The 20,511-nt window shown below is 59.9% G+C and carries 14 protein-coding genes and 1 pseudogene; 8 read left to right on the top strand and 7 right to left on the bottom strand.

Annotated elements, in window-relative coordinates; genetic code table 11:
• Positions 1 to 28: 28 nt before the first annotated feature.
• Positions 29 to 4,081, top strand: coding sequence for a glycosyl hydrolase family 28-related protein (locus BZL43_RS00300; protein ID WP_095630482.1), 4,053 nt, complete (start codon positions 29 to 31; stop codon positions 4,079 to 4,081).
• 61 nt (positions 4,082 to 4,142) lie between these two features.
• Here BZL43_RS00300 and BZL43_RS00295 read toward each other — a convergent pair whose 3' ends face one another.
• The 5 genes and pseudogenes from BZL43_RS00295 to BZL43_RS00280 form a co-directional block, all read right to left on the bottom strand.
• On the bottom strand, positions 4,143 to 5,042 hold the full coding sequence (locus tag BZL43_RS00295) for a DUF2950 domain-containing protein (RefSeq protein WP_095630481.1): 900 nt from the start codon (positions 5,040 to 5,042) through the stop codon (positions 4,143 to 4,145).
• A gap of 14 nt (positions 5,043 to 5,056) precedes the next feature.
• Positions 5,057 to 6,520, bottom strand: a complete 1,464-nt coding sequence (locus tag BZL43_RS00290; RefSeq protein ID WP_095630480.1) for a DUF3300 domain-containing protein — start codon at positions 6,518 to 6,520, stop codon at positions 5,057 to 5,059.
• Between the two features lie 28 nt (positions 6,521 to 6,548).
• A pseudogene (locus BZL43_RS27655) lies at positions 6,549 to 6,623 on the bottom strand (hypothetical protein); the annotation flags it as partial.
• 18 nt (positions 6,624 to 6,641) lie between these two features.
• A complete protein-coding gene (locus BZL43_RS28420; protein WP_095630479.1) occupies positions 6,642 to 7,097 on the bottom strand; it encodes a hypothetical protein in 456 nt (151 codons plus the stop codon).
• A gap of 166 nt (positions 7,098 to 7,263) precedes the next feature.
• Complete coding sequence (locus tag BZL43_RS00280; RefSeq protein ID WP_095630478.1) at positions 7,264 to 9,027, bottom strand: alpha/beta fold hydrolase; 1,764 nt, start codon at positions 9,025 to 9,027, stop codon at positions 7,264 to 7,266.
• Positions 9,028 to 9,204: 177 nt separating this feature from the next.
• Between BZL43_RS00280 and BZL43_RS00275 the strand changes: the two genes are divergently transcribed.
• A complete protein-coding gene (locus BZL43_RS00275; protein WP_095630477.1) occupies positions 9,205 to 10,209 on the top strand; it encodes an AraC family transcriptional regulator in 1,005 nt (334 codons plus the stop codon).
• Between the two features lie 86 nt (positions 10,210 to 10,295).
• Positions 10,296 to 10,970 carry an MliC family protein gene (locus BZL43_RS00270; protein WP_095630476.1) on the top strand — a complete coding sequence of 225 codons (675 nt, stop codon included), beginning with the start codon at positions 10,296 to 10,298 and terminating at the stop codon, positions 10,968 to 10,970.
• 208 nt (positions 10,971 to 11,178) lie between these two features.
• Here BZL43_RS00270 and BZL43_RS00265 read toward each other — a convergent pair whose 3' ends face one another.
• Both BZL43_RS00265 and BZL43_RS00260 read right to left on the bottom strand, forming a co-directional pair.
• A complete protein-coding gene (locus tag BZL43_RS00265; RefSeq protein WP_095630475.1) occupies positions 11,179 to 11,814 on the bottom strand; it encodes a response regulator transcription factor in 636 nt (211 codons plus the stop codon).
• 4 nt (positions 11,815 to 11,818) lie between these two features.
• On the bottom strand, positions 11,819 to 14,095 hold the full coding sequence (locus tag BZL43_RS00260; RefSeq protein ID WP_095630474.1) for a PAS domain S-box protein: 2,277 nt from the start codon (positions 14,093 to 14,095) through the stop codon (positions 11,819 to 11,821).
• Positions 14,096 to 14,326: 231 nt separating this feature from the next.
• Between BZL43_RS00260 and BZL43_RS00255 the strand changes: the two genes are divergently transcribed.
• The 5 genes from BZL43_RS00255 to BZL43_RS00235 all read left to right on the top strand — a co-directional run.
• Positions 14,327 to 15,949 carry an acyl-CoA synthetase gene (locus BZL43_RS00255; RefSeq protein WP_095630473.1) on the top strand — a complete coding sequence of 541 codons (1,623 nt, stop codon included), beginning with the start codon at positions 14,327 to 14,329 and terminating at the stop codon, positions 15,947 to 15,949.
• A 122-nt stretch (positions 15,950 to 16,071) separates the two neighbouring features.
• The gene (locus tag BZL43_RS00250) at positions 16,072 to 16,398 is read left to right on the top strand and encodes a DUF485 domain-containing protein (RefSeq protein ID WP_008146418.1); all 327 of its coding nucleotides are present in this window, start codon (positions 16,072 to 16,074) and stop codon (positions 16,396 to 16,398) included.
• Positions 16,398 to 18,068 (top strand): cation acetate symporter, encoded by a 1,671-nt coding sequence (locus BZL43_RS00245; RefSeq protein ID WP_095630472.1) that lies wholly within the window; start codon positions 16,398 to 16,400, stop codon positions 18,066 to 18,068. Before BZL43_RS00250 ends, BZL43_RS00245 begins: the two co-directional genes overlap by 1 nt.
• Positions 18,069 to 18,132: 64 nt before the next feature.
• Complete coding sequence (locus BZL43_RS00240; RefSeq protein WP_095630471.1) at positions 18,133 to 19,905, top strand: acyl-CoA dehydrogenase C-terminal domain-containing protein; 1,773 nt, start codon at positions 18,133 to 18,135, stop codon at positions 19,903 to 19,905.
• A 128-nt stretch (positions 19,906 to 20,033) separates the two neighbouring features.
• A partial coding sequence (locus tag BZL43_RS00235) for an OprD family outer membrane porin (protein ID WP_143517816.1) occupies positions 20,034 to 20,511 on the top strand: 478 nt, incomplete at its 3' end.

Raw genomic sequence — 20,511 nt, 5'->3', positions numbered from 1 at the left:
GGTTCTCGCCTGATACGGAGATAAGCTCATGATTTTCAATGTACAAAATTTTGGCGCCAAAGGAGATGGCATCACTGACGACACAGCGGCGATACAAAGTGCGATTGATGCAGCGGCCGCCGCAGGCGGTGGGCAGGTGTATCTGCCGACTGGAACTTATATCGTTTCGGGAGGGGAAGAACCCTCCGACGGTTGCCTGATGCTCAAGAGCAACGTCTACCTGTACGGCGACGGCATGGGCGCAACCACCGTCAAGGTGGCTGACGGTTCCGACACCAAGATCACGGGGGTCATCCGCTCTGCCTATGGCGAGGAAACCCATGACTTCGGCGTGAGTAATCTCACCATTGATGGCAACCGCGACAGCACCACGGGCAAGATCGACGGTTGGTTCAATGGCTACATTCCCGGCGAAGCAGGCTACGACTCCAACGTCACCCTCGACAGCGTCGAGATCAAGGATTGTTCCGGGTACGGTTTCGACCCCCATGAGCAGACCGTCAACATGGTCATCAAGAACAGCGTGTCCCATGGCAATGGCCTGGACGGCTTCGTGGCTGACTTCCTCAGCGACAGCACCTTCGAAAACAACATCGCCTACGACAACGACCGCCACGGTTTCAACATCGTTACCAGCACCCACGACTTCACGCTCACCAATAACATTGCCTACAACAATGGCGGCAATGGCATCGTGGTGCAGCGCGGCAGCGAGGACATCCCCTCCCCCAACAACATCACCATCACCGGTGGCGAGGTGTATGGCAACGGCGCCGAAGGGGTGCTGATCAAAATGTCCAGCGAGGTGACGGTCAGCGGCGTCGATATTCACGACAACGCCAGCGCCGGGATACGCATTTACGGCAGTAACCACGTCCAAATCATTGACAACACACTGACTAATAATTCCCTGGGCGGTCCCGTACCGGAAATCATCATCCAGTCCTACAACGACACCTTGGGCGTGTCCGGCAAATACTTCAACGGCAGCGACAACACCATCCAGGGCAACATCATCATCGGTAGCGACCTGTCGACTTACGGCGTCGCCGAACGCAACGAAGACGGAACCGATCGCAATGCCATGATCGGCAACACCATCAGTCACACCAGCAAGGGGACCACGCTGGTCTATGGTGACGGCAGTTACGTCAGCGCCACGGTGCCGATGACGATCGTACAAGGCACGGCTGGTAACGACACCTTGCTGGGCAGCACCGCCAGCGAAATCTTCTATGGTGGTGCCGGCAACGACACCCTCAATGGCGGGGCCGGTGGCGACATTCTGGTGGGTGGTGCCGGTATCGACAAACTCACCGGAGGCACCGGCGCCGATACGTTCCGTTTCGCCGCTCAGTCCGACAGTTACCGCAATGCAACCACAAGTTTCGATGACACCATCACCGACTTCGACGTCACCCAGGACAAAATCGATCTCGCCGGCCTCGGTTTCACCGGCCTGGGCGATGGCCGTGGCGGCACCTTGCAGGTCAGCTACAGCGCCACCAGCAACCGCACCTACATCAAGGATTACGATGCCGACGCCAGCGGTAATCGCTTCGAGCTGATTCTCTCGGGTAACCTGACCAGTACGCTGACGGCGAATCACTTCATCTTCAACCGGGTCATCACCGGCACCAGCGGCAGCGACTCACTGTCGGGCAGCGATTCGGCCGATACACTGCTCGGCCTCGCGGGTAACGACAACCTCAGTGGTGGCGCGGGCGATGAGAAGCTCGAGGGCGGTGCCGGACGCGATTCGCTGTACGGCGGCGACGGTGCCGACACCTTCCGCTATACCAACGTGCTCGACAGCTACCGCGACTATGACACTGGTGGTGTGACGGCCACCGACACGATTTATGACTTCACCACTGGCGTGGACAAGATCGATGTTTCGAGCCTGAGCTTTGCAGGCCTCGGCAATGGCAGCAACGGCACGTTGTACATCACTCTCAACGCGGCCGGCGACAAAACCTACATCAAGTCCACCGAAGCGGATGCCGATGGCAACCGTTTTGAAATCGCCCTCAACGGCAATTACCTCAACACCCTGACCGCCAACGACTTCGTATTCGCCAAGAGCACTCAGCAGGACATCCTCTACCTGCCCACTCTCGGCCAATCCAATGCGCGTCTGCTGCGCATGACGGAGGACGACAATCAGTCCGGTACCTCGATGCTGGTCAGCGACCTGGACCGCTATACCCCCTATGACGTGCGCAGCCAATTCACCGATGCCAATGGAAACAACATCGACATTGCAGTGGGCGGTAGCACGGTTACCGGCCTGTCGACCCTCAGCGCCGAGGAACTCAAGTTGTGCTGGTGGCTGACCGATACCAACCAACCTGGCGCTGCGCTATTGCGCGCCGTGACGCTGCTGCGCGACCAGCTCACCGAACTGCAATCCATCGGTAACGTCACCATGGGGATCATTTGGGGTCAGGGCGAGGAAGCCGCCCAGGAGATCGGCCGCGCCACGGACAAAGCAGCGGCAGCAGCGGCCTACAAGGCCGCGACCTTGAAGGTGTTCGATTACTTGCATGCCCAGTTCGGCAACTTCAGCGTTTACTTGATGGAAACCGGTCACTACGAACAGGACGCGGCGCGTGCCCGTGGTTATTCAGAAGAAAAAATTGCCTCCATCGTCGAGGGGGTTGGCTATGTCCGCGCTGCCCAGGAAGCCATCGCCGCCGAGCGCGCCGACGTCAAGCTGGCGGTGGATTACACCGACCTGCCCTTGCGCCACGAAGTCGATCCGCTGGCGTATCCCGACGACGTCTGGCACCTGCACGAGGAGTCGGCCGAGATCGTCGGCCAGCGCCTGGCCGACTACATTGCCAATGACCTTGGCTCGCAAGGCAACCCCAATGACAACAACAGCGTCCAGGCTATTTTCGACAACGCTCAGAACATGATTTCCGGTACCGACCAGGCGGATACCCTGACGGGCACCTCGGGCAACGACCTGCTGAATGGCGGCCTGGGCGCCGACACCCTGACCGGTGGCAATGGCAATGACGTTTATGTGGTCGATAACGCATTCGATCGCGTGGTGGAAACCAACACCTCGACTTCGCAAATCGATACGGTGCAGGCCTCGCTCAGCTGGACCCTGGGAGCCAATCTGGAGAACCTGATGCTCACCGGCGTGTCGGCCATCAACGGCACCGGCAATGAGCGGCCCAACTTCATCACCGGCAATGCCGCCAATAACGTGCTCGATGGTGCCGCAGGGGCCGACAGCATGAGCGGCGGCGATGGCAATGACACCTACCATCTCGACAACGCCAACGACACCGTGATCGAGATCAACAGCAATGCGGTGTCGGGAGGTATCGACCGTGTGCACAGCAACCTCGCGGCCTATACCCTCGGCAACAACGTCGAGCATCTGTATGTCGATAGCACTGGCGCCGCCAATGGCACGGGCAACGCGCTGGACAATACGCTGTTCGCCGGTGCCGGCAACAACGTGCTGGACGGGCGCGATGGCAATGACACGGTGTCTTATGAACGCGCCCTGTCCGGCGTCACCGTCAATCTCTCCACGTCAGCGCAACAAAATACCGTGAGTTCGGGGCTCGACACCTTGAAGTCCTTCGAAAACCTGACGGGAAGTGCCTACGCCGACACGCTGTCGGGCAACAGCGCCGCGAACATTCTGAACGGTGGTGCGGGCAACGATGCGCTGGTGGGCGGTTCGGGCAATGACCGGCTGATCGGCGGTGCAGGCACCGACAACCTCACCGCTGGCACTGGCGCGGATAGCTACGCGTTTGGTGCGCTGTCAGACATGGGTATCGGGGCTTTGCGTGATGTGCTCAACGGCTTCAAGAGCACCGAGGGCGATCTTCTGGATTTCACCGGCCTGGACGCCAATCCGCTGACCACCGCTGTCGACGCTTTTACCTTTGTCGGCAGCAACGCCTTCGACCCTGCCAATGCCACCGGCCAACTGCGCTTTGCCGATGGCATTCTTTACGGCAGTGTCGATGCCGACGCCACGCCGGAGTTCGAAATCCAGCTGGTGGGTGTCCAGGCGTTGCACTCCAGCGATTTCACCGCCTTGGGTTAGGCTCACATCTTTGGGAGCGGGGCTTGCCCGCTCCCGAAGGGATTTGCGCTTCCAGGCTGATCTACTCTTGACCCACCGTCACCTCCTTCCAGCTGTCATCGGGATCAAAGCGCTTCATCGACTGCGCCAACTGGTCCCCACCGGGGCCCAAGTCTTTTTCGAACACCTGCCCTTCATGACTGATCATGAAACTCATCACCCCGGTGTCCGCGTATTTCGCCGGCCAGGCGATCAGTGCAAAACCACGGCTCATCTTGTCACCGATGAGGTAGCTATAGGCGCCGCCCGGTGCCGAAGGACCTTGGCCATCAAGGATGCGAAAGTGATAACCCTGCCAGTCTTCACCGGCAATGGTTTTACCGAACAACGGACCCAACGGGCTGATCTGACCGCTATCATCGTCTTCCCAATAAAGTCCGTCATGTTTGCCGGCGGTGCTGAAGATTTTTTGCGCGTAGGCGAGTGCGCCATCACCGTCACGATCCACGGATGCATACTCCATCTGGACATCGTGATAAGTCAGCACTGATTGCAACGCGGCGAGTTCGTTGCGGCCAATTCGACGTGCACGGACTTCGGCGCTACCGGCGTCGATGTCGAACCGCCAACCGTCCGCGCCTTTGACCATGGGTATAGGCAACGTCCAGTGGTCACGGCCAACCGACAGGACCGCCTTGCGATCGCTGGGTTTTTCAATGGCATGTTGTTCGCGGTATTGCTTCAAAAACGCATCCACATCACTGCGCTGCACGCCTTCGCGCGGGATGAAACTGCGCCATTCATTACCCAGCAACTCGGTCAGGCGTGCCTGATCGGCGTATTTCGTCCCCAGTGCCTCGACGAACGCCTGGGCGGCCATTTCCGGCGTCGGAAATGCCTGCTGGGCCGTCGCCATGCACGACCACATCAAACCGGCAGCGATCGCCAGGACATGAAAGCGCAAGCCCGTGAGAGCCTTCATTCGAGCATTGTTTTTCAACGACGGCTCCCCCTTTGACGCGCGGGTGGACTGGACGGCCGACTGACCTGATGGCCGGCTGGGCGCGAAGCACTGGGGCGCCGGGCGGATGCCTGGCTGGCTTGGCCACGACTGGCTTGTGCGTTGGCCTGGGACGGTGAACGCACGCCGGCGAATGCATTATTGCGGGCACTGCCCGTGCTGGAAGCCGGCCGTTGTTGCGCAGTTTGGCGCCCTTGCAAATCGCCCTGCCCGCGCTGGTTTACCTGAGCGGTCTGTTTCCTGGGTGGCTGACTCTCCCGGGTATTTCTGGCAGTGCCCTGGCTCCTGTCAGACGCCCTCGGTCTGTCTGTACCTGCTTGCATCCGATTGCCGGGCGAGGTTGCCGACTGGGTTTTGCGCGCCGAATCGCGGGCTTCGAGGTTGCTGGTGGCAGGTCGCTCGATACCGTGCCTGTCCATTGAACCACGGGCTTTTTCACGCGCCTGGGCTCGCTTGGCATCATCCCCTCGATAGGCTTCACGCTGACGGGCACCGTCCAGTTGGCGGCCATACTGTTCCCGGCTCTTACTGTCTCGATAGGGGACGCCATCGCGATGAACAGCGTTGTGCTGCCACTGGTTCTGATTCCGAGTGATCTGGTTGTTGCGGTTGATGTTGTTGTAGCGGTCGACGTCAATGTCGATGTCGTTGTTGTCCCAGTCACATTCACCCCATAACGAGCCGATGATAGCCACGCCGGTGCCAAAGGCCAGCCCGGCCAACAATGCCGAGCCGGGGTAATAGGCTGGCGGCGGTGGATAGTACACGGGAGGCGATGCCGGATAGGGCCAGGTGCCGTAGGTTGTCGTCGGGTTATAACTGGGTACGTAAACCACCTGCGGATCGGAAGGCTGAATGATGATTGTGGAGGTGCTGCTGGCCGGAGCCGGAGCCGCCGGTGCCGGTGCCGGTGCCGCCTGAACCGTCACGTTCTGATATTGGTTGCTCTGCAGGTTGCCTGCTGCCTGGGCCTGATGACGCAAGCGTTGCACGCCCCCCATGACATCGTCGGGCTGCGCCAAAAAGGCATCCCCCAGGCGTTGTACCCAGACCGGATCCTGCCCCAGCATGACCATGACTTGGGGGAAGGCCACCAGTGCCTGCACGCTCGGATCCCAAGGCTGATTCGCCACTTGTTTGACCGCATCGTCGCCCTTGGCGTCCGGGTGTGCTTTAGACCAGGTGACCGCTTCGGCGATTTCCCCGGGGTACGTGGTGGCCATCAACACCTGGGCCAGCAGTGGGTCCGGATATAGCGCAACAGGAGCCAGCATTTGATCGAGCTGCTCCTGGGTAAACACGGCATCTTTGGCCACCGCGGCGACGGGCGCTGTATCGACAGCGCTTGTGGTCGCGCTCGCGTCCAATGGCTGCGCCAGGCAGGAAGATCCGCTCAAAAACAATACAGCTGACACCGCATAGAACAATGGAATGCGCATTGCACCCCCTCTGTGGTCAGGCAGGCTTGAGCGCCTTGATCGTTCCGCCCTTCCCTGCACCGTCGCGCCCGTCAAAGACGATACAGAGCTTGATGCTCCTGGCTTTTTTCAGTCTTCAAATTCACGGGGTTACCTGATAGCCCCGCTGCTGCATGCAACTGGTGTAGGCCGACGCAGTGGCCGCCGGTTCTGCCCGGCGATCCTGACGACGATCCTGACGTTGCCGGGATCCACCTACAACCGCACCTGCGACAGCAGCATCCTTGGCGTTGTTCTGTCGATATTCCTGTTTGACATCGTCGTCCACCTTGTCATAAATCTCGTCATGCTGACGACCGCGCGCGCCGGCAACCGCCGCCGCGGCTACTGCGCCCGTAGCGGCACCGCGGGCACGTCCACCTGATTGAGACGTCGTGCTGCTGCTTGCCGCATTCCCGGCTTGAGCCTGGCATGCGCTTATGTCCTGCTGAATCATTTCGGGGGACTGCCCTTTGAGCGGCGTGACCGTCTCGGCTGAAGCGCAAAGGCAGAATACCGAGACAATGGTAGCCAAACAGGGGGGGATGGACTTTCTCATAAAGCCTCCGCTGTTATCAGTCTGCTTTGGATCTTTGAGTCTAGCTCACGTTTGGCGACTAACTCTGAGAAGGGTGCAACGTCCAATTCCTTTTGTACGTTGCCCCTCGAACGGGTGTGGAAAGTAGTGACTGACACCGCAATCAGCCAATGCGCGCCAGATAGTCTCAATGCTCCAGTACGTAATGGCCCGGGGCTGCGTACAACGGCGGATATTTGCGTGAGCCCAGTTTGCGCGGTGCTGGCCGGCTAGCGCCCGACCGTTGTTCAATCCACTGCCGCCAATGCGGCCACCAGCTGCCGGTGTGGCTCTCGCCTGCGTCTTGCAGCCAGCTTTCTGGATCCGAGGCGGTGGCAGCGGCGGCGTAGAAATACGACTTCGGGTTGCCCGGCGGATTGATCAAGCTTTGTAGATGGCCGGCATTGGAGAGAACGAAGGTGCTGTCCTCGCCGAACAATCGGGCGGTACCGTAGCAGCCCTGCCAGGGTGTGATGTGATCGGTGGTGCCGCCGATCACATAGGCACCGACCTTGACCTTGCTCATGTCGATAGGCTCGCCGGCAATCTGCAAGACCCCCGGGTTGCTGTAGGGATTGTGCTGGGCCAGATCGAGGTAGTCGGCATGCAGTTTTGCCGGCAGACGCGTGGAGTCGTTGTTCCAGGCCAGGATGTCGAACGCTGGCGGCTTGTTACCCAGCAGATAGTTGTTGACCCAATAATTCCAGATCAGGTCGTTGGGGCGCATCCAGGCGAACATACGCGAAATGTCCTGACCACTGAGTGTTCCCTTGCACTGCGAGCTGGTCTTCGCCGCGCGCAGTACCGCCGGCGTGGCAAAAAGGCCGATGGCAGTGTCACCAAAGAGCGCAGGCATATCGAGCACGCATACCGCCCAACTGGTGTTCGCCACCTTGGCGCCTTCACCGCGTGCCGCCAGCCAGCCGAGATAGGCCGCGAGCGTCAGGCCACCCGAGCACGAACCCCACATGTTCACATCCGCGCTACCGGTGATTTGCCGCGCGACATCCACCGCCTGGTCGAGGCACAGCGCGTATTCGGACAAGCCCCAGTCGCGGTGCATGCTGGTCGGATTGCGCCAGCTGATGACGAACAATTGTATGCCGCTGTCCTGTATCCATTTGATCAGGCTCTTGTCTGGCGACAAGTCAATGGCGTAGTACTTGTTGATCTGCGGCGGGGACATGACTAACGGGCGGGCATGGACATTTTTCGTGGTGGGGGCGAACTGCAACAGTTCGAACATCTCGGTGCGTAACACCACCTCGCCCTTCGCCGTGGCGATGTTTTCTCCCACCTTGAATGGCTTGCTGTCCACCTGCATCGGCATCCCGCCGTTGTGGCGCAGGTCCCGGGAGAACTGCCCGACCCCTTTGACCAAACTCATACCGCCCGTATCGAGCAACTTGCGCAACGCTGTCGGGTTGGTCAGCAACAGATTGCTCGGCGCCAATGCATCAAACAGCTGTGAGGCAATGAACCGGGCACGACCCTTTTCCCTGGCATCGAGATGGGCTCCATCGATAAAACGGCTCAGCTCGTCATTGCCAGCCAGGTAGCTTTGCAACAGGCCGCGCAGCAAGGCATTGGATTGCCAGGCCGGATCGGAAAAACGCTTATCCTTGGGATTCGGTGCCACGCTGGAACTGCCGGCGGCAATATTGCCCAACTCCTTGAGGTAACTGCCCACATGCCGTGCAGCCTTGACGGGCGTCTTGCCCACAGCCTTGAACAAGGCCCCGGAGGCGCTCAGCAAATCGACCGGGCGCACCCTGAGCAATGGCGTGGCAACCTGTGCGGTGTTAACCGCCAACTCCTGTTTCTGCTGCTCTTGAGGCGTTTTTTTTGGCGCTGCGCGACGACGCTTGGCAGGCGTATCCGTTGATCGAGTGATTCGAGGTGTTTTATTCATAGCCATTCTCTTGTATTTGTACGCAAGCCTTGAGGGCAACGAGCATTCCTTTCCGTGCGATGCAGGCACGATGGAAAGTGACGCAGTGTCGCGTAGCTGCCGACGTTCACCTTGACCTGTCGGGACATTCACCTGCTAAGCTGATAAATCGCTGTCCCGGATTGAGAAATCATCTTCATGAGCGGCCTTGTTCGCAGTGCCAGCTTGACGAACTACGCTGAAATAGCCCGATTGCTACACGTTGATTACCTGCAGCAATTGCGCCTTGTCGGCCTCGATCCCCGATGCCTGCTTCACCCGGACTTGAAGATTCCCAACGAAGCTGTAGCACGTCTGCTCGAAAATTCGGCGCGTGAAGCGGGGGTAGACGATTTTGGCTTGCGCATGGCCGAAACCCGCAAGCTCTCCAATCTGGGGCCTCTGGCGCTGTTGTGGCGTGACGAACCGACGATCCGTTCGGCCATGGAAGCGTTCCGCGACTTCCTTTTCCTCCACAATCAGGGGCTGGTGTTGAATATCGAGGAAAGTGGCGGCGTGGTGGTGTTGCGCATGGAACAGGTCACCATGGGAAACCTGCCGGTGCGTCAGGCAATGGAACTGTCAGTGGGGGTGACCTACCGCCTGCTGAAAAACTTGCTGGGCAATCACTGGCATCCTTCAATGGTTTGCTTCCGTCACGCCGCGCCGATGGACGACAGTCGACACCGCCGCCTATTCGCCACCTCAGTGAAATTCAATAGCCTGATGGACGGCATCGTCTGCCGCAGTACCGACCTGGACAAGGCACTGCCCAGTGCCGATCCGGACATGGCCCGTTATGTTCATCAGTATCTGGACAGTATCCGCGAAGAATCCAAAACGGCTTTACTTGAACAAGTGCGCCAGATGATCTGGACGGCGCTGCCCACGGGCCAGTGCTCGGTGGAACAAGTGGCGGCCAATTTGGGATGGGACAGGCGAACACTGCATCGCAAGCTTGCCCAGGAGGGTGAAACATTTTCTTCGTTGCTGGATCAGGTGCGTGCGGAGCTGGCAATGCGTCACCTGGCACATTCCAATCAACGGTTGAGTGAGATCGCCGGGGCGCTGGGGTTTTCCGAACTGAGTGCCTTCTCCCGCTGGTTCAGCCGGCACTTCGATTGCAGTCCATCCACCTGGCGAGCGCGCCAGTCCAAACTGTAATACAGCCTTTTATTGCGATACACCCAATGCGAACAAATGACTGTTCAACGGATCAATAGATCCACAAGCAATCCGGGTATCAGGTAATGACTCAACCCAACATGAAAACGCTCACCCGCCTGTTCGCTGTCAGCGTGTGCGCAGCGACGAGCACTTGTGCAAATGCTTCGCCCATTTTCCACACCAGTTTCGACTGCGCGACAGCAAGGGCGTCCGTCGAAAAGCTGATTTGTCGCGACTCACAACTGCTGCAGATGGACATCGAACTGACGCGTCTTTATCGCCTGGCGATCACCGACAATCATTCAGTACCGCGACCAGACAAAATCATGATCGACCAGCAGTTCTGGATCGACGCCCGCAATCAGTGTGCCTCCGACCCTGCGCCCAAGGCGTGTACGGTCCGACAGTATGCCGAACGCGCGCACCAACTGCGTCAAGGCTCGGTCATTGCGAGAACCAAGGATCCAGACAGACTCACCGAAGGCCCGCTGGCGTTTCGGTGTACAGGAATTAATGAGCAGCTGGCCGCCACCTTTTTTAACACTCAGCCTGGTGTCGTGTACCTGAAGTGGGCGAACAGCGCCATCACCCTGAGCCAGGTGCAGAATGATTCGGGAACCCAATACACGGGCAAGGATGCCCGGGGCAGCTACAGCTTCTGGCAAGACGGCAATGCAGTGCTTTTCCAGAAACCAGGCTCAGGGGAAATGAGTTGTACGGCCGAGCCGATCGGGGGTTGGCCAGGCTCACATCCTTGAGGCGCCAGGTCTGAGCGGGAATGGTTCAACACGCCTCCTCCGGCCCCGCAATTGACAGAGCCCACACCCATGACCAGCCTCTCAATGTCGAGTGGCCTGAACATCTTTCATGCTGGCGCAAGCAAAGGCAGTCATGAGGTTGGCGGGGCGTCCGGTCTGTCCTGCGACTGATCCTCCCCCCATGGACGATCATTAGAAACGCCAGCAATCACCGCAGCTTCAGCGGATCGACCAGTTCAGCGGCGATGGCCATGCCCACCAGGTCCGGCAAGGTATTGGCCTGCATGCGTTTCATCACCCGCGAACGATACAGATCGACGGTTTTCGCACTGACGCCCAGTTGCTCGGCGATCTCGCGGGTGGTGTAACCCTGGACCAGTGGCAGCAAGACATCGCGCTCCCGTGGGGTCAGGGTCAGCAAGCGCGCCTGCAAGGCTTCGTGCCCCTGATTGCCCGAGCGGTTTGCCGCGCAGTTGCTGAGCGCCTGTTGCACGCTGTCCAGCAGCAATTGTTCGTTGTAGGGTTTCTCGATGAAGTCGTGGGCGCCCGCCTTGAAGGCGCGAACCACGATCGGCACATCTGCGTGCCCGCTGACGAAAATGATCGGCAGGTTCAGCTCACGTGCACGCATTTCTTCCTGCACGTTCAAACCGCCCATGCCGGGCATGCGAACATCGAGCAGCACGCAGGCATCAAGTCTGGCATCACAGGCATTGAGAAACTCCACGCCACTGGTAAACGGCAAGGCTTTGAGCCCTACCGACTCCAACAACCAGACGGTTGAATCGAGCATGCCTTGGTCATCGTCGACCACATACACCACGTGCTCCGTCACACCTGCCATTACGTTATTCCTGTTGTTGTTTTGTTGGGCCGGCCAGCGGCAAACGGCAGCACATCAGCAGCCCGACAGGTTGGCGTCGAGCCTGTAATTCGCCACCAAAACCTTCGATGATGCTGCGGCTCATGGACAAACCGAGCCCCAGGCCATCGGCCTTGCTGGTATAGAACGGGGTAAATATCTGCTCCAGTTCGGGCTCGCTGACGCCCGGGCCCTGGTCTTGCACACTGATTTCCACGGTTGCACCAGCGCCCTGCCCCGCAGCCATCACGATCAGCGAGGGTTGCCCCGGATGCTGTTCGCGGTTGGCATCGATGGCATTTCGCAAGAGATTGAGCAGGACCTGCTCCAGCAGCACCCGGTCGGCATAAATCGGCGGCAGATTATCCGGTAGGCGATCCTCGATTGTCACTTGGCAATTGCTCGCCTCCCAGGCGCATAAACGCACGGCTTCGCGGGCGACGTCGGTGAAATTCAAGGCCTGCATCCGGCGTTGCCCCTTACGCAGAAACGCCCGCAAACGTCTGATCACTTCTGAAGCATGCGTGGCGTGGTGGGTAATGCGCTCCAGGCCTTGCGCCACCCGGGCGGCAGCCTGGGGATTGGAATCCAGTGTCTGTAAATAGCGCTGGCTGGCATTGGCGTAATTGACCACCGCCGCCAATGGCTGGTTTATTTCGTGTGCGATGCCCGAGGCCAATTCACCCAGGGTGACCAACCGCGCGGTGTGCGCCAGTTCGTCCTGATGGCGGCGCTGTTGCACTTCACGCAGTTCACGCTCGGTCATGTCCCGCGCCACCAACGAGTAATAGCGCTCGCCGCCGGCCGAACGGTGCGCCAGCAGCACCAGCGATACCGGCACTGAAGTGCCGCCTGCCGGTGGCTGCAATCGCGCATCGGTGCTCCAGACACCGTCACGCTCGGCACTGCTCCAGCCATCACGCTGCAGACGTGCCAGGTCGCTGCTGGCGAACAACGTTGCCAGGGCTGGCATCGGTTGTTGCTCATCGATTCCCAGGATGCGCCGCGCCGCTGGATTGAGGTAAGTGACTTGCCCCTCGGGGTCGATGAACAATACCGGATCGGTGTTGGCCTCGACGACTTCCGCCAGGCGTCGTTTGTTCTCCTCGGCGTGCACCCGGGCGGTAATGTCCCGGGACACGCTGACCACTTCCACCACTGTCCCGGTATAGGTCTCGCGAATCGCCCGGCTGGCGGTTTCAAACCACAGGTAATGCCCATCCCGATGGCGAATCCGATACGTCATCGTGTGATAACCGTCCTGCTCCAGGGCATCCCGCGCGCGCTGTACCAGGCTGGCCAGGTCCTGACCATGGAACAAGCCTTGGGCCATTTGCCCGCGCAACTCCTCCGGCCAGTAGCCGAGCAATGTCCAGGACGCCGGCGAGGCATCGAGAAAGCGCCCGTCCGGTGTATGCCTGGAAATCAGGTCAGTGGTGTTTTCAATGATCAGCCGATACAGCCGCCGCGCCGTGGCCGCTTCACGCTCGGCCAGCACTTGTGCCGTGGCATCGCGGCAACGGGCGAGCACACGGTTGTCCTGGGGATCGGGGATAAACGTCCAGATCAGGATCTGCGTTTCGAACTGGGCTTCGACCCCTTCGATGGCGCGTTGCTGGTCCAGGCAGGCGCGTACAAGCACCCGGTGATTGACCGGCAGAAAACCCAGCACATCAGTCAGCGGCTTTTCGGCGAGCAGTGCCAGCAGCGCGGCATTGAACTCCAGCGGTCGGCCCTGGGCATCGAGCAACAGACTCGGCTGTGGATCGTGCCCCAACAGCGGTGAGCCGCGCAGCATGCCATTGACGCTGCTCAGTAGCGTCGTCAGCAAGTCCTGCACCCAACCCAGCCAATCAAGACTCACGCCCTCGCACACTTCCACCAGCAACAAACCCGCCTGCCCCGGTTGCAACGCCAGATCAAACACCTGGCCATGGCTGATAGCGGCCCGGCGCAGTCGCCCGGCCAACCAGCAATCGAGTTGACGTACTTGAGCCAGATCCAGCCGCCCCGCTTCGGCCAGCCGATCAAACAACCGCTGATCGCTGGCCAGCGAAGGGTCGCCCAGCCCCGGTGGAAAATGCTGGGCGGCGCCCTCGTGGCTGTAAATCCGCGCATTGGGTTGCCAACTCAGATAAACCGCCCGGCGCACCTCGGGGCAATCCTGCAGCGCACGGCACAACGCATCGGCCCGGGCGGCCAGGGACACACCCTCGCGCTGCAGGCGCAACCAGCTGTGCAATCGAACGGGGGTCAGGGTCATCACAGGTCCGCTTCGTTGGGGAAGCCAAGGATATACCGGCCTTGGCGGTGTGACTGTATTGATTTAGATCCATAAGAATCAAATATAGTACATATCCTATATGACGTAGGTTGTACTTCCATATCAGCAGCTGAATGTTATATAAAGCAAACCGGACATAAAAGGTGCCCTCAGCGGCAACGCTGGAAGGGTCACCTATAGAGCTAACAATCAGCCACCGAGTACCCGTACATGTCGATCTATGAACAAGGGCTAGGCCCTGCGGCTGTCAACCATATTGCCTTGTCTCCGCTCAGCTTCATCGAGCGCACCGCCAGCGTTTACCCACACTATCCCGCTGTCATCCATGGCTCGATTCGCCGCACCTGGGCGCAGACCTACACCCGCTGCCGCCGTCTGGCCTCGGCGCTGGCCGGTCGCGGCATCGGCAAGAACGACACGGTAGCGGTGATGTTGCCCAACATTCCCGAGATGCTCGAAGTGCATTTCGGCGTGCCGATGATCGGCGCGGTGCTCAACCCGCTCAACGTGCGTCTGGATGCTGAGGCCATCGCCTTCATGCTGCAACATGGCGAAGCCAAGGTGCTGATTACCGACCGTGAGTTCCATGATGTGATTCACGCGGCGATCGGCATGCTGGATCACCCGCCATTGGTCATCGACGTTAATGATCTGGAGTACGGCGAAGGCCAGGCGGTCAGCGACCTGGACTATGAAGCACTGTTGGCCGAAGGCGACCCTGCTTTCGCCTGGCAGTGGCCCGATGATGAATGGCAAGCCATCTCGCTGAATTACACTTCCGGCACCACCGGCAACCCCAAAGGCGTGGTTTACCACCATCGGGGGGCTTACCTGAACTCATTGGGCAACCAGATGACCTGGGCCATGGGTAACCATCCGGTGTACCTCTGGACCTTGCCGATGTTCCATTGCAACGGTTGGTGCTACCCGTGGATCATCACCGCCATGGCCGGTGTGCATGTGTTTCTGCGCCGCGTCGATCCACAGAAAATCCTCACGCTGATCCGCGAGCATCAGGTCACCCATCTGTGCGCTGCGCCGATCGTGCTCAATGCCTTGGTCAACATGCCGGAATCAGCTAAAGCGGCGATCGATCACCCGGTCAACGCGATGGTCGCCGGTGCCGCACCGCCGGCCAAGGTGATCGGCGCCGTGGAGCAAATGGGCATCAAGGTCACCCACGTCTATGGCCTGACCGAAACCTATGGCCCGGTGACGCTCTGCGCCTGGCATGCCGAATGGGATGAGTTGCCGCTGGACGAACGGGCGCAAATCAAATCCCGTCAGGGCGTGCGATACCCGACGCTCGAAGGCGTGATGGTTGGCGATTCGAAGACGCTGGAGCCGACCCCGCGAGACGGTCAGACCATCGGTGAGATCTTCATGCGTGGCAACACCGTGATGAAGGGCTACTTGAAGAACCCGACCGCCACAGCCGAAGCGTTCGACGGCGGCTGGTTCCACACCGGCGACCTGGCGGTGTGTCATCCCAACGGTTACGTCGAAATCAAGGACCGACTCAAGGACATCATCATTTCCGGCGGTGAGAACATTTCCACCATCGAACTGGAAGGTGTGCTCTATCGCCATCCGGCCGTCATGGAAGCGGCCGTCGTCGCCCGTCCCGATGAGAAATGGGGTGAAACGCCCTGTGCCTTTATTACATTGAAGGCTGATCACCAGGACGTTCGCGAGGCCGACATCATCAGTTTCTGCCGCGAACACCTGGCCGGTTTCAAAGTCCCGCGCACAGTGATTTTCACCCTGTTGCCGAAGACTTCAACCGGCAAGATCCAGAAGTACGTTCTGCGCGACAGGGCCAAAGCGCTCTAACCGAATCAACGTCGTACCCACCAGGTGGCAGGTGTTTTACCTGCCGCTTCGGGCTCGTGCAGGCTGAATTTGGCCCTGCCCCTGACCTACACACTGATAACAAAAACAATGTGGAGCCACCCATGATCGACATCCATTCAACCGATACCCAACGCTGTGAACGCATTCGGTCCAACCCGAAATTCCTTCAATTGGTGAGCAGCCGTTCGCGCCTGGCCTGGTCGCTGAGTGCTGCCGTGCTCGGCACCTACTACGCGTTCATGCTGGTCGTGGCGTTTGCCCCGCAGTGGCTGCATGCACCGCTCGCCGAACATCGGATGTTGACCCTGGGCATGCCGGTTGGCGCGGCGATCATCATTTTTTCCTGGCTACTGACCGGTTGGTACGTCTACAGCGCCAACACCCGCTTCGACGCACTGGGCGCGGCCATTCTCGAGGAGAGCAAGTAATGAACCTGCTGCGTAAAGTTCTCCTCGCCACTGCCGGGCTGTTGCCGGCCTCCGTCGTGTTGGCTGCACCTGCGCTGGGTGCGGTGGAAAAACAACCGCTCAACCTGCATGCGATCGGCATGTTCTTCGTCTTCGTGCTGGGCACATTGGCCATCACCTGGTGGGCCGCGCGGCAAACCAAATCTACGTCGGACTTCTACACCGCGGGCGGTGGCATCACCGGGTTCCAGAACGGTCTGGCAATTGCCGGTGACTACATGTCCGCCGCCACGCTGCTGGGGCTGTCCAGCCTGGTGTTCGCCAAGGGCTACGATGGCTTCATCTATACCATCGGCTTCTTTGTTGGCTGGCCGATCATCACCTTCCTGATGGCTGAGCGCCTGCGCAACCTGGGGCGCTACACCTTTGCCGACATCGTGTCCTATCGCCTGGATCAGAACAAAGTGCGGATCTTCGCCGCGTTTGGTTCGTTGACGGTGGTGTGCTGCTACCTGATCGTGCAGATGGTCGGTGCCGGTCAATTGATCAAGTTGCTGTTCGGTCTCGACTACCCGGTAGCCGTGATGATCGTCGGCGCGCTGATGCTGGTGTATGTGATTTTCGGCGGCATGATCGCCACCACGTGGGTGCAGATCATCAAGGCTGTGTTGTTGCTGGCTGGCGGCACGACCCTGGCGTTGATGGCCATGTCGCAATTCGGCTTCAGCTACGAAACCCTGGCCAGCAAAGCCGTCGAAGCCCATGCCAGCGGCTGGAACATCATGGGCCCCGGCTCAATGCTCGCCGACCCGATCAACACCGCTTCGATGTCGCTAGGCCTGGTGTTCGGGATTGCCGGCCTGCCGCACATTCTGATGCGTTTCTTTACCGTGCCTAACGCCAAGGAAGCGCGAAAATCAGTGTTCTACGCCACCGGTTTCATCGGCTTCTTCTTCCTGGTGGTATGCACCCTGGGCTTCGCCGCGATGGTGATCATCGGCACCGACCCGCAGTACTACGTCAATGGCGAAGTCGGCGGCACCTTGATTGGTGGCGGCAACATGGTCGCCATGCACCTGGCCAAAGCGGTCGGTGGCAATCTGTTCTTCGGTTTCCTCTCGGCCGTGGCCTTCGCCACCATCCTTGCGGTGGTTTCCGGGCTGGCCCTGGCCGGTGCTTCGGCGATTTCCCACGACCTCTACGCCGCGGTGTTCAAGAAGGGCAAAGCCAGCGAGAAACAGGAAATGCGCGTGACCCGCATGGCCACCGTGGGCCTTGGCATCATCGCGATTCTGCTGGGCATTCTGTTCGAGAAGATGAACGTCGCGTTCCTGGTGGGCCTGACCTTCGGCATCGCCGCGTCGACCAACTTCCCGGTGCTGATCATGGCCATGTACTGGAAAGGCTTGACCACCAAAGGCGCAATCATCGGCGGTTTCGCCGGGCTGATCTGCGCGCTGGTCCTGGTGATCCTCTCGCCTGCGGTCTGGGTCACCGTGCTCGGCCATGCACAGGCGATCTTCCCGTACGACCACCCGGCACTGTTCTCCATGCCACTGGCGTTCTTCGTGATCGTCGTGGTGTCGAAACTCGACCGCAGCGTGCGGGCCGACAAGGAGCGTGACGCTTACGCCGACCAGTTCGTTCGCGCCCAGACCGGCCTCGGTGCCGCCAGCGCTTGCGCTCATTGATTGAAAGGGCACGGCCTGCTCCAGCGGTGCCGTGCCCTTCGCACACCCTTTTGAGGTTCACGTTATGCCCGAATTCAACGCCCCGCTGCGCGACATGCGCTTTGTCTTGCATGAAGTGTTCGACGCCCCGACCCTGTGGGCACGCTTGCCGGCCCTGGCCGACAGTGTCGACGCCGCCACCGCTGACGCCATTCTTGAGGAGGCGGCCAAAGTCACCTCGCACCTGATTGCGCCATTGAATCGCAGTGGTGACGAGGAAGGAGCCCAGTGGAGCGACGGCCAAGTCAGCACGCCGATCGGTTTCAAACAGGCTTATGCCACCTACATCGAAGGCGGCTGGGTGGGCCTGTCCGGCAACGCCGATTTTGGCGGCATGGGCATGCCGAAGATGCTCGCCGTGCAGTTCGAAGAAATGCTCTATGGCGCCAACGCAAGCTTCGCGCTGTATTCGGCGTTGAGTTCCGGTGCCTGCCTGGCACTGGATGCCCACGCCAGTGACACCCTGAAAAACCTCTACCTGCCGCCAATGTACGAAGGCCGCTGGGCCGGTTCCATGTGCCTGACCGAAGCCCACGCCGGCACCGATCTGGGGATTATCCGCACCCGCGCCGAACCCCGGGCCGATGGCAGCTTCAGCATCACCGGCAGCAAGATCTTCATCACCGGTGGTGATCAGGACCTGACCGAAAACATTGTCCATCTAGTGCTGGCCAAACTGCCGGACGCACCGGCGGGGCCCAAAGGCATCTCACTGTTCGTCGTGCCTAAAGTGCTGGTCAATGCCGACGGTTCCCTCGGCGATGCCAACGCGGTGAGTTGCGGTTCGATCGAACACAAGATGGGCATCAAGGCCTCGGCCACCTGCGTGATGAACTTCGACGGCGCCAGCGGCTGGCTGGTCGGCGAAGCCAACAAAGGTTTGGCGGCGATGTTCACCATGATGAATTACGAACGCCTGTCCATCGGCATTCAGGGCATTGGCTGCGCCGAAGCGTCCTATCAGAGCGCCGTCGCCTATGCACGTGAACGTGTTCAGAGTCGCGCGCCGACCGGTGCCATAGCTCCGGACAAAGTGGCCGACCCGATCATCGTCCACCCTGATGTGCGCCGCATGCTGCTGAGCATGAAAGCCATGACCGAGGGCGGCCGTGCGTTCGCCAGTTATGTCGGCCAGCAACTCGATCTGGCGAAGTTTTCCGATGACGTCCAGGAACGGGACAACGCGCAATCTCTGGTTGCGCTGCTGACGCCAGTGGCCAAGGCGTTCTTCACCGACACGGGGCTGGAAAGCTGCATCAACGGCCAGCAAGTGTTCGGCGGCCATGGCTACATCCGCGAATGGGGCCAGGAACAATTGGTCCGTGACGTGCGCATCGCGCAGATCTACGAAGGCACCAACGGCATTCAGGCCCTGGACTTGCTTGGACGCAAAGTGCTCGCCGACAAGGGCTCCGCGCTGCGCCAGTTCACCGGCCAGATCCGTCATTTCGCCCATCAGCCCGATGCGCCCTACTGCGCTCAACTGTTCGATGCCGTGCAGCGTCTGGAAGACCTGAGCGACTGGCTGCAGGATCAGGCCGCGACCAATCGCAACGAAGTCGGCGCTGCTTCGGTGGAGTATTTGCACCTGTTCGGTTACGTCGCCTATGCCTGGCTCTGGGCGCGAATGGCGCAGGTTGCCAAGCAAAAGCTGCCCGAGGATGCAGGGTTTTATGGCGCGAAAATCGCCACCGCGGACTTCTACATTCACCGCTTGCTGCCGCGCATTTTGAGCCTGGAGCAATCCATCCGCGCGGGCAGTGCCTCGTTGTTTGGCCTGAGTGCCGAACAGTTCTAACGATTGAACCGCACGCGGCGCCACGCTCCTCTCTTTTTGGCGTTCGCGTTTTTTATTGATAAGCCCTCGCCCACCTGGCGAGGGCTGCGGGACCTGTCTTTCCATAATAAAAACAAAGGGGCTTCACCATGGACCGCAACACCCGCATCCTCGCTACCCGATTATTGCTGGCAGGCGGTGTCATCAGCCTCTCGGCCCCCGCCGCTGCTGACTTTGTCAAAGACAGCAAGGCCAGCCTGGAGCTGCGCAACTTCTATTTCAACCGTGATTATCACCAGGACAACGCCGCCCAATCCAAACAAGAGGAATGGGCCCAGGGTTTCCTGCTGCGCTATGAATCGGGATTCACCGAAGGTTTGATCGGTGTCGGCTTCGATGCCATTGGCCTGCTCGGCGTCAAGCTCGATTCCAGCCCTGATCGCGCAGGCTCCGGCCTGCTCAAGCGTCACCGCGACACCAGCAAAGGCGCGCAGGACGAGTACGGCGAACTGGGCCTGACCGCCAAAATGCGTGCCTCGAAAAGCACGCTGAAACTCGGCACGCTGTTGCCGAAACTGCCGACGGTACTGGCCAACGACTCACGGCTGTTGCCACAAACCTTCAAGG

Origin of the sequence: Pseudomonas sp. PICF141, assembly GCF_002286815.1 — a bacterium.
Taxonomy (GTDB): Bacteria; Pseudomonadota; Gammaproteobacteria; order Pseudomonadales; family Pseudomonadaceae; genus Aquipseudomonas.
The sequence above is the reverse complement of the archived record's forward strand: the minus strand, read 5'-3'. Positions and strand labels throughout refer to the sequence as shown.